The 13,433-nt window shown below is 59.1% G+C and carries 12 protein-coding genes and 1 tRNA gene; 11 read left to right on the plus strand and 2 right to left on the minus strand.

All coding sequences use genetic code 11. The features are described from left to right. Positions 1-22: 22 nt before the first annotated feature. The 10 genes from VI01_RS10280 (at position 23) to VI01_RS10325 (ending at position 10,534) form a co-directional block, all read left to right on the plus strand. Complete coding sequence (locus VI01_RS10280) at positions 23-415, plus strand: RidA family protein (RefSeq protein ID WP_038643895.1); 393 nt, start codon at positions 23-25, stop codon at positions 413-415. After that, on the plus strand, positions 415-1,386 hold the full coding sequence (locus VI01_RS10285) for a D-2-hydroxyacid dehydrogenase (RefSeq protein ID WP_045815047.1): 972 nt from the start codon (positions 415-417) through the stop codon (positions 1,384-1,386). Before VI01_RS10280 ends, VI01_RS10285 begins: the two co-directional genes overlap by 1 nt. Before the next feature lie 86 nt (positions 1,387-1,472). After that, a complete protein-coding gene (locus VI01_RS10290; protein WP_038643898.1) occupies positions 1,473-2,369 on the plus strand; it encodes a transporter substrate-binding domain-containing protein in 897 nt (298 codons plus the stop codon). 76 nt (positions 2,370-2,445) lie between these two features. Next, a complete protein-coding gene (locus VI01_RS10295; RefSeq protein WP_045815048.1) occupies positions 2,446-3,972 on the plus strand; it encodes an amino acid ABC transporter permease/ATP-binding protein in 1,527 nt (508 codons plus the stop codon). After that, a complete protein-coding gene (locus VI01_RS10300; RefSeq protein WP_045815049.1) occupies positions 3,959-4,999 on the plus strand; it encodes an alpha-hydroxy acid oxidase in 1,041 nt (346 codons plus the stop codon). The genes VI01_RS10295 and VI01_RS10300 overlap by 14 nt, the downstream gene beginning before the upstream one ends. Next, positions 4,999-5,922: an ABC transporter substrate-binding protein gene (locus VI01_RS10305; protein WP_045815050.1), complete on the plus strand. Its 924-nt coding sequence runs from the start codon at positions 4,999-5,001 to the stop codon at positions 5,920-5,922. The genes VI01_RS10300 and VI01_RS10305 overlap by 1 nt, the downstream gene beginning before the upstream one ends. Beyond that, positions 5,922-7,298, plus strand: coding sequence for a dihydroorotase family protein (locus VI01_RS10310; RefSeq protein ID WP_045815051.1), 1,377 nt, complete (start codon positions 5,922-5,924; stop codon positions 7,296-7,298). The genes VI01_RS10305 and VI01_RS10310 overlap by 1 nt, the downstream gene beginning before the upstream one ends. A gap of 14 nt (positions 7,299-7,312) precedes the next feature. Then, positions 7,313-8,074, plus strand: coding sequence for a GntR family transcriptional regulator (locus VI01_RS10315; protein WP_045815052.1), 762 nt, complete (start codon positions 7,313-7,315; stop codon positions 8,072-8,074). Between the two features lie 36 nt (positions 8,075-8,110). Next, positions 8,111-9,226: a mandelate racemase/muconate lactonizing enzyme family protein gene (locus VI01_RS10320; protein ID WP_045815053.1), complete on the plus strand. Its 1,116-nt coding sequence runs from the start codon at positions 8,111-8,113 to the stop codon at positions 9,224-9,226. A gap of 312 nt (positions 9,227-9,538) precedes the next feature. Next, a complete protein-coding gene (locus VI01_RS10325; RefSeq protein WP_045815054.1) occupies positions 9,539-10,534 on the plus strand; it encodes an acyltransferase in 996 nt (331 codons plus the stop codon). Here VI01_RS10325 and VI01_RS10330 read toward each other — a convergent pair. Together VI01_RS10330 and xylB are read right to left on the minus strand one after the other, a co-directional pair. Further along, positions 10,519-11,451, minus strand: a complete 933-nt coding sequence (locus tag VI01_RS10330) for a GlxA family transcriptional regulator (RefSeq protein WP_045815055.1) — start codon at positions 11,449-11,451, stop codon at positions 10,519-10,521. The two genes, VI01_RS10325 and VI01_RS10330, sit on opposite strands and share 16 nt — an antisense overlap. Positions 11,452-11,682: 231 nt before the next feature. Further along, the gene (gene xylB / locus VI01_RS10335; protein ID WP_045815056.1) at positions 11,683-13,125 is read right to left on the minus strand and encodes a xylulokinase; all 1,443 of its coding nucleotides are present in this window, start codon (positions 13,123-13,125) and stop codon (positions 11,683-11,685) included. A 167-nt stretch (positions 13,126-13,292) separates the two neighbouring features. Here xylB and VI01_RS10340 point away from each other — a divergent pair. Beyond that, positions 13,293-13,387: transfer RNA gene (locus VI01_RS10340), tRNA-Sec, on the plus strand. Positions 13,388-13,433: the final 46 nt, after the last annotated feature.

Genomic DNA, 13,433 nt, shown 5'->3' on the forward strand with positions numbered 1-13,433 from the left:
CAGTTTTGCTTGGAATTTCACCATGAAGACCGCGATTGCTTATCCAGGAATGAACGCCAGTGACCGCCCCATGGGCCCGGCTCCGCTTTCCGCCGCCGTACTGCACGAACCGATGCTGTTTATCTCCGGCCAGGTGGCGATTGACCCCTACAGCGGTGAGATCAAGGGCAATGACATCGCCAGCCAGACGCGTCAGGTATTGAAAAACGTCGGCGACCTGCTGAGCGAAGCACAAATGACCTTCGATAACGTGGTGCGCGTGACGATATATCTCACCGACCTCAGCACCTTCAGTGAGATGAACGCGGCTTACAGCGAGTTTTTCCAGTTCCCGTTCCCGGCACGCGCCACCGTCGGCATTCAACTTAACCATCCTGACCTGCTGGTCGAGATGGAAGTCACGGCGATGCGCTAATGCATATTCATATCGAAAACGACGCCAGCGCACCGCAGGCCTTGCATCTGAGCATGCTGCATCTGCAACAGCAGTTGGATGCCCATCCGCAACTGCGCGGTCACTTTACCCTGAGCGAAAACAGCCATGCCGCGCATACCGCAGACTTCCTCGCCACCAGCGACATTCTGTGGAGCGGACGCAAGCTGGCGCTCGATACCTTCAGCGCACCGCGCCTCGGCTGGGTGCAGGTGATGTCAGCCGGCGTCGAGCAGTGGCTGGCACATCTGCCGCAGGGCGTGACGCTGACCAATGCGTCCGGCGTGCACGGCGATAAAGGTGCCGAGTTCATTCTGATGGCCGCGCTGATGTTCAACTTTGGCATTCCCGGTTTTCTGCAGGATCAGGCCCAACGCCTGTGGCGTCCCACCTTCGGTGGCTGCGCGCGTGGCAAAACGGTCTTGCTGCTCGGCGTCGGCGGTATCGGTACAGCGGCAGCGAAACTGCTGACCGCGCAAGGCTACCGCGTGATTGGCGTGACGCGCAGCGGCCAGTGCGATGCCGACGTAGCGCGTTGTATTCGCATTGATGCGATGGACGATGTTCTGCCGCAGGTGGATGTCCTGGTCTCAACGCTGCCGCTCACGCCCCAGACAGACAGGTTGTTTGACCGTCGCCGTCTCGATCTGCTGCCTGCCCGTGCCGGCATCGTGATTGTCGGTCGTGCCGCCGTGTTCGACTACACCGCGATGCGCGAAAAACTGTGCGCCGGTGAACTGGCCGGTGCGGTTCTGGATGTTTATCCGCAAGAGCCGCTGCCAGTGGACGATGCGCTGTGGAGCACGCCGGGCGTGGTGATGACACCGCACTGCAGCCTGGACGATCACAGTGCCTACCTTGAGGGCTGCCTTGAGGTGTTTATCGATAACCTGGTGCGTTTTCGCAGTGGCCATCCGCTGCGCAACCAGGTTGATGTTGCAAGAGGTTATTGAAGTCGCAGTACCTATAAAAGCCGTAAGACGTTCATAAAACACAAGGTCATCGCTTACACATTCACCAGCACCAGGGGAACCTTATTATGAAATTTGCACGCATCGCATTACTGATCTCTGGCATCACCGGCACGCTGTTAGCAGGCCTCTCCAGCGCCCATGCCGCCAGCACCGACCCGATTACGCCAACCGCCAGCGATTTTGCGGCGATGGCGCAGTGCAAGGCGCTGCAGACCAAATACCCTTCACTCAAAGGCAAAGATCTGGTGGTAGGCCTGGGTGGCTACACCAAAGGCTTCGAAGCCCCTTCCGAAAAAGACCCAAGCATTATTGAAGGTCTCGATCCTTCGCTGTTCGAACGTATCAGCAGCTGCCTTGGGGCGAAACACAGTTATCAGACCGGTTCGTTCAACGTGCTGCTGACCTCCATCTCCAGCGGTCGTGCCGATATCGGTCCGATGCTGTATGTCACCGATGAACGTCTGAAGCAGATCGCTTTCGTCGCCTCCATGCAGGTGCAGGATGGTTCGATTCTGGCGAAGGGCAACCCGAAAAAAATTATCACTGTGGATGACCTGTGCGGCAAAACCGTGGCCGCCGCTGCCGGTTCTTACGAAGCCAATAAGTTGGTGCCTGAGCAGAGCGCCAAATGCACCGCCGCCGGTAAGCCAGAAGTCAGCATGTTGATGGTGCAAAACACCGACAACAGCATTCAGGCAGTCAAAAGCGGTCGCGCCGACATCTATCTGACTGAAGCCGGTTCCGCCATCGCCATCGCCAAAGCCGACAAAACGCTGGAAAGCGGCTTTACCGTTGACCTGCCGATCATGGTTGGCTTCCCTATCGCCAAAGACAACACCACGCTGCGCAGTGCAGTGATGGATGCGATGAAGGTGATTCAGGAGAGCGGTGCGCAGAAGAAATTGCTGGATTACTGGGGTCAGGGCAGCGCTGCTGAACGCCCGGTTGTTGCACGTGGTTAATGCATAAACTCAGTCGGATCAATTGGGTTGCTGCATCAGGGGCAACCCAAGCGATCGCATTGAGGGAGATAACGCCTTGGATGATTTTCTTAAGTACCTGACCTTCCCTTACCTGTGGGAAGGGGCCGTCATCGCTGTTCAGCTGCTGGTCGGCGCATTAGCGGGCGGCATCTTGATCGGCTTTTTCCTGGCGTTGGCCAGCACCTCAAAGCACTGGTTTATCCGCGTGCCGGTGAAAACGTACATCTATCTGCTGCGCGGCACGCCGGTGCTGCTGCAACTGATTCTGCTCTATAACGTACTGCCAGAGTTCGGCCTGCGTTTCAGCCCGTTCACCAGTGCCCTGCTGGCGTTGATGATTAATGAAACCGCCTTCTGCGCCGAGATTATTCGCGGCGGCATTATGGCCACCGATCGCGATCAGAGCATGGCAGCGCAGGCCTTTGGCTATTCGCGCACCAAAGAGATGATCCACGTGGTGATTCCGCAAGCGCTGCGCGCCATTCTGCCGACCATGGGCAATGAAACCGTCGGCCTGCTGAAATCGACCTCGCTGGCTTCCGTCGTGGGCGTGAATGAGCTGACGATGCGCGGCCAGGCCATCGTGTCGCAGAACTTCCTGTTCATTCCGGTACTGGTGGCCTCGGGCGGTATTTACCTGATTCTCTCTACGCTGCTGGCGGGCGGTCAGTGGTGGCTGGAGAAATTCTATAACCTCGACGAACGTGCCCGCCGTGCCCGTGCGCGCCTGGCAAAACTGCCGCCAGAAGCGGACGTGATGTCGATGCAGTTGCCGAAACGTCGCTGGGATACGCAAACCGCCGCGCCGGTGCTGGAAGTAGACAACCTGTGCGTCGAATACGCCGGTAAAGCGGTGCTGAAATCCCTGTCGCTGACCGTGCGTCGTGGCGAAGTCGTGGTGCTGCTCGGTCGTTCCGGCTCCGGTAAAAGTACCCTGCTGAAATCGATTCTGGCGCTGACGCCACGCAGTAGCGGCACCATCCAGACCGAAGGCCACTTTATGGGCAGCGATGAAAACGGCCGTCCTCTGGCTGCGCGTCATCTGCCCGCTAACCGCGCCAAATCCGGCATCGGTATCGTGTTCCAGCACTTCGCGCTGTTCGATCACCTCACCGCGCTGGAAAACGTGATGAGTATTCTGCTGCGAGTGCAGGGTGCCCAACCCGAAATCGCCCGCGCTAAAGCAATGCGTGCCCTGAAGATGGTCGGATTGCAGGATTTCGCCGCCTCACTGCCGCATGAGCTGTCCGGCGGGCAGAAACAGCGTGTCGGCATCGCCCGCGCGCTGGCAGCAGAACCACAAATCCTGCTGTTCGATGAGCCGACCTCGGCGCTCGATCCTGAGCTGGTGCGTGAAGTGAACCAGACTATGCGCAACCTGGCGCAAACCGGCATCACCATGATTATCAGCACCCATGACATTGCTTTCGCGGCGGGCGTGGCCGATCGCGTGGTGTTCCTGCAGAACGGGGCGCTGATTGAAGAAGGGCCACCGGCCATTTTGCAGAATCCAAAAACGCCGGCTTTTGCCACTTTCCTTGAACATGAAAATGCCGCGGAGGCTCAGCATGCCAATGCATGATCTTGCCGCTCGTGAACGTCTGGGCGATGCGCTGTTCCGCTATATGCAGGGTCAGCCAGCCGACGCGCTCGCTGACGAGCCGGATGCTAACCAGCAGGCGCTGCGCCGTTTTCGCTTGCTGCCGCGTGTACTGCAGGGCAATGAGGCGATCAGCACCCAAACCACCCTCCTCAATGAAAACTGGTCTGCTCCGCTCGGCGTCGGTGCCTTTGCGGGTGATCGCATCTTCCATGAAGAGGGATTGCTGCCGATAGCCCGCGCCTGCAAACGTCTGCAACTGCCGCTGGTGATCTCCGAAGAGACGGTCACGCCGCTGGAGCAGATTGGCGCGGAGTACGACCGCTGCTGGCTTCAGCTACGCGCGGCGGGTGATGTTGGGCGTATCAAAGATTTGATCGATCAGGCTGCACAAGCCGGATTCAAAAATATCGTTCTCACCGTGCTGGCACCGGTGCATCCGGTGCCGGGATTACAGCCAGGCGGCTTCTCAATTGGTGAAGCGCTCAAACAGCGCGGCTGGCACACCGTCGGCGGCACGCAACCGGGCGTTGAACCCTTGCCGGCCTTTCCGGTGTGGCGCTGGCAGGAAATTGACGAGGTGGCCGCACACTGCGCTGCGCGTCAACTGCCGCTGTGGCTAAAAGGCATTTTGCATCATGACGATGCGGCACCGGCGGCGCAGCACGGTGTGAGCGGCATCATCGCCTCGAATATTGGCCTGCGCCAAAGCGCGCGCTGGGCCACACCGGTCGATCAGCTCGCCGATTTACAGGCGGTCACTCGTCTGCCGCTGCTGCTGGATGGCGGCGTGCGCTGCGGCAGTGACGCGGTGGTGGCGCGCTGCCTGGGGGCTTCACTGTCACTCAGCGTGCGACCGATCATCAGCGCCCTGGTGGCCGGTGGCGAAAGCGCAGTGTTCGATCTGCTCTCCGGCTGGATTAATGAAATCACCGCCATCAGCCACTGGTGCGGTGTCAGCGACATGGCTGCGCTCAATGGCAGTTTTGTCACGGAGGTGCGCAGCTGATGCACACGTTAATCTTCAATCAGGGCGATGCCAGCGAATCACGCATCTATTACTGCGCCCACTACCTGGCCGACAGCCTCGGCTTGTTTGCCGCTGAGCAGTTGCAGGTGAGCTTCACCACCAGCGCATCGGGCGGCCATACCGTGCAAGGCGGGCAAGTGCCGGCGGTGTTGAGTCGCGAAGCGGACCTCACGCTGGGCGGACCAATGGTCGTGATGAAGCATTACCAACAGCACGGCGCTGAGTTGCAGTGCTTTTGCGCCTCGGTCGCCGCCAACCCGTGGTTTCTGGCGGCAGCGCAGGCTCAACCCGATTTTCAGCTCAGTGATTTGCGCGGCAAACGCGTGCTGGATGTCGGTAATGTCGGCACCGCCACGCTGACCTTCCGCTGGCTGCTGACAAAGCACGGTTTGCAGGATCAGGTGGAGTTGATTGCTGGTAGTGGCGATCAGGCACGGGATTTCGCGGCCGTCGCAAGGGGTGAAGCGGACTATGCGCTGCACGCCATGCATATGCTGGCACCGGCGATTGCCGCCGGACAGCTGAGCAGCATCAGTAGCCTCGCTTTACTGTGCGGCAAGGTGCCGTGGAGCGCCTACATTGCGCGGGCCGATGTCCTCACTGAGAAAGCCGCTGCGTTTGCTGCCTTCTCGCGCGCCATCGAACAGGCACTGGCGTGGATCGCCACGCATGATGCCGCAGCGCTGGCCGCGCAGGTGCAGCACAGTTATCCCGATTATCCGCTTGATGCGCTGGTCACCGGTTTAGCCGCTTATCAGCAAGCCCACGTTTTCGCGCCCCACGGCCTGATTCCAGCAGATGAATTTGACCACTTCAGCCAGTTGCTGAGCGCTATCGGCTGGCTGGATCCCTCTCAGCCCGTTCCCTATCGCGAGCTGGTGACGCAAGCAGGAGCAGAGTGATGAAACAATTAATTATCAACGGCCTGGTGGTAACAGAAACCCGCGCTGCACCCGCCGATGTGCTGATTGAAAATGGCAAAATCAGCGGTCTGCTGATGCCGGGTGCCCTCGCTGACGGCGTCGATGAAATCATTGATGCGCAAGGTTTAATCATCGTGCCTGGCGCGATTGATGTGCACACCCATTTCACCGGTTCGCATGATTTTCCGGAGCAGGAACTGCGTGAAGGCACGCGCGGTGCGGCCGCACACGGCGTCACTACCATCGTTGAAATGCCGCACTCGCTGCCGCCTGCCACCAGCCTCGCCAACTTCACCGCTAAGCAGCGCTGGCTGGCGGACAACTGCTCGGTGGATTACGCCATGTGGGCCGGACTGGATGGCCGCAACGTGCACGAACTAGCGGCGCTGGATCAGGCCGGTGCTCTGGCGTTCAAAGCGTTCCTGTGCAGCGGCGCCCCCAACGGCGAAGCCACTGACGAGAAAGGCTTACCGCGCCTCGACGATGATGGTTTGCTGCGTGCGATGCGTGAACTGGCCACCTTTGACGGTTTGATTGGCGTGCACGCTGAGAACCACGACATCCTGATCGGTGCCGGTAGCGAACTGCGCCGCGCTGGACGCAAAGATACCCGCGCGCATGCGCTGGCCGGGCCAGAAATCGCCGAAATCGAAGCCGTGGGTCGCGTATTAGCGGTAGCGCAAGAGACCGGCGCACGCTGCCACATCGTGCACGTCAGTTCCGCACGCGCCGCCGAAACCATCGTCGCCGCCAAAAGTAAGGTGCGCGCCAGCTTCGAAACCTGTCCGCACTATCTGATTCTGGATGAAGACGATCTGGTACGCATCGGACCGAATGCGCGCTGTGGCCCACCGATCCGTCCACGTCCGGTGGTGGATGCGCTTTGGCAGGTGCTGCTGCGCGGTGACGTCGACATGATCGCCTCGGACCACTGCCCCTATACCCCGGCACAGAAACAAGCCGGTGAAGCCAGCATTTGGGACGCCGGTATGGGACTAACCGGCGTTGAAACATTAAGTCCGATGTTCTTCAGCGCGGCGCATATCGATCGCGGTCTGGCCCTTACGGAATTTGCCCGCATGACCGCCAGCGGCCCCGCGAAAGCCTTCCAGCTGTGGGGCAAAAAAGGCGCGATTGCACCCGGCTTCGATGCCGATTTGGTGTTTATCGATGCGCAGCAAAGCTGGACCGTGGAGGGGGAAAAATTCCAGGGACTTGGCAAGTGGAGCGCATTTGAAGGGATGCGCTGTCAGGGTAAAGTGGTGCGCACACTTATTCGTGGTGTCACGGTATTCCAGGATGACCAGATGCAGGTTGAACCCGGCTTTGGTCAATTCGTGACCCGACAGGTTTAAACAGGACAATCACCATGGCAGGAAAATCATCCACCCCAAGCCGTAAAAGCAGCGCACCGCTGGCGCAGGAAGCCGCCACAGACGGCAACTGGCAAGCCGCGCGTCCGCGCACGCTGGTCGATCATGCGGTAGACGCTATTCTCAGCGCCGCCTCACGCGGGCTGATTTTGCCCGGCGACCGCATCGCTGAACCGGATCTGGTCGCAAAACTCGGCATGAGCCGCGTGCCGATTCGTGAAGCGCTGCGCATTCTGGAAAGCCAGGGCATCGTCACCAGCGAACCGTATAAAGGCATCCGTTTGATGGAGATCTCCCATCAGCGGCTGGAGCAGATTATTGATGTGCGCATCCCGCTGGAGACGCTGGCCTGTCGCCGTGCGATTGAAGCCGGACGCAACGGCGCTGAGCAACTCACTCTGCTGTATCAGGGCGTGGCGCAGATGCAGACCATGATGCAAAACGACGATGTGTATGGCTTTGCCTCGGCGGACACCGATTTCCACCGCACGCTGTGCAGCTTCGCCCACAACCCGGTATTGAGCAATTTGTGGGAGTCGATCGCACGCCAGCTGACGGTGATTTTCGGCCTCTCCACCATGGGTAAATCGATGAGCGACATCATTGAAGAGCACCAGCGGCTGATCAACGTGTTCGCCGAGGGCGATATCGCGCAGATGACCGATGAGATTGAAAACCACATCCGCATTCAGGCACTGGATGTGGACTACGAGACCTTGATTACGCAGCGCCGACAGCAGCGTTCCGCTGTGGGCTGATGCTTTATTGATTGCCTTTACACCAGGAAAACCACGATGAAGATCACCAACGTTGAAGCGTTTTATCTGCGTCTGCCGGTTATTGAGCAGCGCACCGATAGCTCGCAGGATGCACTGCTTATCAAAATCACCACCGATGCGGGCATCACCGGTTGGGGTGAAGTGGATGGCAGCCCGTATGTCACCAAAGCCATTATCGAAGCGCCCTATTCGCACACCATGGTCACCGGGCTGAAATCGCTGCTGATCGGCGAGAACCCGCTGGAGACCGGCCGCCTGTGGAAGAAGATGCACAAAGCCACCATTTACTACGGGCGCAGCGGTGCAGTGCTGCAGGCGATGGCAGGGATTGATATCGCCCTGTGGGACATCAAAGGCAAAGCACTGGGCAAACCGATTGTTGAGCTGCTGGGCGGCGCGATGCGCGATAAGATGCGCGTTTACTCCTCCAACATGTTCCAGTACAGCGTAGAAGAAACGGTGGCGCGCGCGCAGCACGCCATCGATACCGGCCACACTGGCGTGAAGTTTGGCTGGGAGCCGTTTGGCACCGATGAAGCGCTGGATCTGCGCTATCTGGAAGCGCTGCGTACCGCGATGGGTGACAAGGTGGATCTGATGCTGGATGTGGGTCACGTCTGGGATGCGAAAACCACTGTGCGCCGCAGCCAGCGTTATGAACATCTCAACCTGTTCTGGATCGAAGAGCCGCTGCACCCGGATAACTATGCCGGTTACGGTCAGGTCTCTGCCGCGTGTCAGCAGCATATCGCCGCCGGTGAACAAGAGTGTTCGGTGGTGGGTTTCCAGCGCCTGATTGATGAAGGCGGTATCGACATCGTACAAATCGACCTGACGCGCACCGGCTTTACTCAGGCGATGGAGATCGCCAGCTACGCGCATAGCCGTGGTCGTAAAGTGTGTAACCACAACTTCACCACCGACATCAACACCGCCGCCTCGCTGCACTTACTGTGCGCGATTGAGAATGCGCTGGTGATGGAGTATTGCGTGGAACCGGGTGAAATCAGCCGTTCGCTGGCGAAAAATCCGGTGCGCATCGCTGATGGTTACGCGTGGCTGCCAGGCGAGCCAGGTTTAGGTGTGGAGCCAAACGAAGCGGTGATCGAGAAGTTTCTCGTACGCGATTAAGCCACCGCATGGCACACACCGGGTAGCGGCGCGATTTACCCATTACTCAGCACACGCTCGGTAGCAGCGCGATTTATCGCTCGTCAGTTTTATTCGCAAAAGCGGCCACAGTTAAACGTGGCCGCTTTTTTCATTTGAGTGAGCATGCCGGCGTGCAAGCCAGAGCATCTCGGCTTTTGCCGGGCTCTCCTCGCGCCGCGACCAGACAGCGTCACCCGTAACAGAGTGATCCGAATTTCAGTCCCAAAGGTTGTTGACGCACCGCGCTGTGACTACCCTTCTTCGCACGGACGTATTGCCGACGAGGAAGCCATGTCGCAAAAAATACACTGGATCGACAATTTACGTGCGGTTGCCTGCCTGATGGTGATCGTCATTCACACCACCACCTGGTACATCACCGGGCCAGTGGCCGTCACGGGGTCCAGCTGGGATGTGGCGAACCTGCTCAACTCCGCATCGCGCGTCTGTGTGCCGCTGTTTTTTATGATCTCAGGCTATCTGTTTTTTGGTGAACGCAGCGCGCAAGGGCGGCATCTGCTGCGCATCGTGCTGTGTTTACTGTTCTACAGCGCGGTGGCGCTGGCCTATATCACCTGGCTGACGCCGATCAGCGAAGGCCGCTCGTTGCTGAAACTACTGCAAAAACCGGTGTTCTATCACCTGTGGTTTTTCTTCGCCATCATCGGCATCTACCTGCTGTCACCATTGATTCAGGTAAAGAGCGTGCAACCGCGCTACGTGGCGCTTTTGGTGATCGTGCTGGCGGTGCTGGCGAATCCCAACACCGTGAGCCAATCGCTGGGCCCTTTCCACTGGCTGCCGGTCAATCTCTACGTCAGTGGCGACAGCATCTATTACCTGCTGTATGCGCTACTGGGACGGGCGATTGGCTGCATGGACACGGATAAGCGCGGCATCAGCTGGCTGGCGGGATTGGGCTTTATCGCCTGCTGGATTGGCATTACGCTCGGCACGAAGCAGATGCTGAAAATCAACGGCGCGTTCAACGACACCTGGTATCTCTACTGCGGTCCGCTGGTGTTTATCGCCGCCATCAGCTTGCTGGTGCTGTTCAAGAATGTGCTGAACAGCCGCACGCTGCCGATGCTGGCAACGATTTCGCGCTACTCACTGCCGATTTATGGCTTTCACGCGCTGTTTATCCACTATTTGCGCACCAATCATTACGACGATATGTCACGTCCGTGGCTGGATCTGCCGTGGGTATTTGGCATCACGCTGATCGGCAGCTTGCTGCTGGCCGTGCTGCTAAAACGCGTGGATAAATATCATCTGGTGAGCTGATCGTCCCAGCGCTGATGCGCGCGACGCAGCTGGCGTGCCGAGGAGAATCCGGCCGCCAGCGCAGCTTTCTCCGCCGCTTCGCCCTGCTGCTGACGCTGGCGCGCAATCACCAAACGCAGCTGTTCATGGTATTCACGCACGCTGATGCCAAGATGCTGGCGAAACAGGCGCGTTAAGTGACGTTCACTGACGTGTGCACGCTCGGCCAGCATGGTGAGCGACCAGTCGTGTTCGGGATGGGCGATCATCACGTCCTGTGCGCGGTGAATCGCCGGATGCAGGTGATTTCGATAGCGCAGCCACGGCGACAGTTGTGGATCGTCACCGGAACGCCGGAACCATACCACCATTTCCCGCGCCACTTTTAGCGCCTGCGGTGCACCGCACAGTCGATTGATCAGATGCAATGCCAGATCAATGCCCGCCGTGATGCCCGCGCTGGTCCAGATGCCATGATCTTCCACGAACACGCGATTATCTTTCACTAACGCAGCCGGTGCGGCGGCTTTCAGTCGCGGTAACACATCGTGGTGAGTGGTGCACTGAACCCCATTCAATAATCCAGCCTGCGCCGAGAGCAGTGCACCGGAACAGATGCAGACTAATGTGATGCGTTTAGACTGGATGACGGACTGTTGTGAGCGTAGCCAGTCGCGCGCGGCAGCAGCAGGTGCCGTATCGAACCAGACTTTGGAGTCATTCACGCCGGGTACCACCAGCAGGCTGTTATCGGGCAGGCTATCGGGCAACGGCGCGATATCCGCGATCGTCATGCCGGTGGAGCAGCGCACGCTGACTTGCGGGCCGATGTAGTGCAAGGCAAAAAAGCCATCCGCCAGTTGCAGGGTTTCCGCCGGGCCAGTGAGGTCGAGCGCCATCACGCCAGGAAGAACCAGAAAATAGACGGGCTGCGGCATCAAAGGCTCCAGGTTTGGTGATGTGTTTAGCTCTCCACCTCGGCATGGCAGAGGAGAACCGTTCGCGGGCTGAGGTCACTTTGCTGCTGTCTCAGCCTTTTTGGCTATCCTCTCCTGCTGATCACGGGCGAGTGCCAGGGACAATTCAGGCCATACAACATAGCCTGAATGGCTCATCATAGCCGAATAAAAGTCAAAGCCACGACCGAATCCGGCCATCATCCAACCGAATCAGGACATCAGCGGTTGGAGCTGCTGGTACAGCTGCGCAAACTTCTCGCGCTGCGGCTGATAAGCCTGATAACGAGCCGCATTGGGTTGATGCCGCTGTACCAACTCTGGCGCGGGCCACTCGCTCTGTGGATCGATGGCCAGCTGCGCCAGACGTGCCGCACCCAGCGCCGGGCCCACTTCGCCGCCGTGGCAATAATCCATGGTTAATCCGCTGATATCCGCCAGCATTTGCCGCCAGTAAGCACTGCGCGCGCCGCCGCCAATCAGCATCACCGTTTGGGGTTGCACCCCGCACTCGTGCACCGCTTCCATGCCTTCAGCCAGCGCAAAGCCTACCCCGGCCAGCACCGCGCGTGCCAGCTCAGGGCGACCATGCTGATGAGTTAAACCAAAGAAGGCGCCCTGCGCCTGCGGATTGTTATGCGGAGTGCGTTCACCGGAGAGATAAGGCAGGAACCAGATCGGTGCGGCTTCACGGCTGGCTTTTTCCGCTTCCGCCAGCAGCTCAGGCACGTCTTTACAGCCGGTGAGCGCGGCGGCCCAGTCAAGGCAGGATGCGGCACTCAGCATCACCGACATCAAATGCCAGCGGTTGGGTAGCGCATGGCAAAAACTGTGTACCGCACGCTGCGGGTTGCTGAGGTAACCGTCGCTGACCAGGAAATAGACGCCAGAAGTGCCGAGCGACAGCATGCCCTGGCCCGGCGCCACCATACCGACACCCACTGCGCCCGCGGCGTTATCCCCGCCGCCCGCCACGATCGGCACCGCGTTCATCTTCCAGCGTGCGGCAACGTCAGGTGATAAGGTTCCGGTGATCTGGTTGCCTTCATAAAGTGCAGGCATCTGGTTGCGGTTGAGATCGCAGGCGCTGAGCATGACATCGCTCCAGTCGCGCTTTGCGACGTCGAGCCACATCGTGCCCGCTGCATCGGACATGTCGCTGGCGAAGTCGCCGCTCATACACCAGCGCAGGTAATCCTTGGGCAGCAGGACTTTCGCCACCTTCCCGAACACCTCCGGTTCGTGTTGCTGCACCCATAGCAGCTTGGGTGCGGTAAAGCCCGGCATCATCAGGTTGCCGGTGATTTGACGAGAGTCCGGTACGCGCCGTTCCAGCTCATGACACTGCTCGCTGCTGCGCCCGTCGTTCCACAGGATGGCGGGACGCAACACCTGATTTTTGGCATCCAGCAAGGTGGCGCCGTGCATCTGGCCGCTCAGGCCAATCGCGTTCACCTGGCTGAGATCGTGCTGCTGTGCCAGTGCCTGCATCGCCCTATCCGTAGCCTTCCACCAGCTCTCGGGATCCTGCTCACTCCACAACGGCTGCGGGCGCGACACCTGCAACGGCGACGTCTCCACCGCGATGACCTGACCTTGCGCATCCAGCAACACCACTTTGACGCCAGAGGTGCCTAAATCGATCCCGATAACCATGTTCAGCTCCTGATGCAGTGAGAAATCATAACTGTAGCCTGAGGAGAAGTATTACATCACCTCTGCACGGCGACGCGTCATACCAGAGCGTGAGAACGTGCTGTAGCGCACGAGTAAGATCAAGATTTTGCGATGGGTTGTGGCTATAATTGCGCGGCATCTTCAAAGGAAGATCGTCGTCTCCGGTGAGGCGGCCGGATTTCAAATCCGGTTGGGGCCGCCAGCGGTCCCGGGCAGGTTCGACTCCTGTGATCTTCCGCCACATCCATCACATACCCTTTACCCATTCCGCTAATGAACCTCCCTGC

The sequence above is a fragment of the Pantoea sp. SM3 genome (assembly GCF_000963995.1).
In the GTDB taxonomy this organism is placed as follows: Bacteria; Pseudomonadota; Gammaproteobacteria; order Enterobacterales; family Enterobacteriaceae; genus Pantoea; species Pantoea rwandensis_B.

What these genes read in the sequence shown, in the direction of transcription:
- VI01_RS10280 (WP_038643895.1), top strand. Translation starts at nt 23, where the DNA reads ATGAAGACCGCGATTGCTTATCCAGGAATGAACGCCAGTGACCGCCCC.
- VI01_RS10285 (WP_045815047.1), top strand. Translation starts at nt 415, where the DNA reads ATGCATATTCATATCGAAAACGACGCCAGCGCACCGCAGGCCTTGCAT.
- VI01_RS10290 (WP_038643898.1), top strand. Translation starts at nt 1,473, where the DNA reads ATGAAATTTGCACGCATCGCATTACTGATCTCTGGCATCACCGGCACG.
- VI01_RS10300 (WP_045815049.1), top strand. Translation starts at nt 3,959, where the DNA reads ATGCCAATGCATGATCTTGCCGCTCGTGAACGTCTGGGCGATGCGCTG.
- VI01_RS10305 (WP_045815050.1), top strand. Translation starts at nt 4,999, where the DNA reads ATGCACACGTTAATCTTCAATCAGGGCGATGCCAGCGAATCACGCATC.
- VI01_RS10310 (WP_045815051.1), top strand. Translation starts at nt 5,922, where the DNA reads ATGAAACAATTAATTATCAACGGCCTGGTGGTAACAGAAACCCGCGCT.
- VI01_RS10315 (WP_045815052.1), top strand. Translation starts at nt 7,313, where the DNA reads ATGGCAGGAAAATCATCCACCCCAAGCCGTAAAAGCAGCGCACCGCTG.
- VI01_RS10320 (WP_045815053.1), top strand. Translation starts at nt 8,111, where the DNA reads ATGAAGATCACCAACGTTGAAGCGTTTTATCTGCGTCTGCCGGTTATT.
- VI01_RS10325 (WP_045815054.1), top strand. Translation starts at nt 9,539, where the DNA reads ATGTCGCAAAAAATACACTGGATCGACAATTTACGTGCGGTTGCCTGC.
- VI01_RS10330 (WP_045815055.1), bottom strand. Translation starts at nt 11,451, where the DNA reads ATGCCGCAGCCCGTCTATTTTCTGGTTCTTCCTGGCGTGATGGCGCTC.
- xylB (WP_045815056.1), bottom strand. Translation starts at nt 13,125, where the DNA reads ATGGTTATCGGGATCGATTTAGGCACCTCTGGCGTCAAAGTGGTGTTG.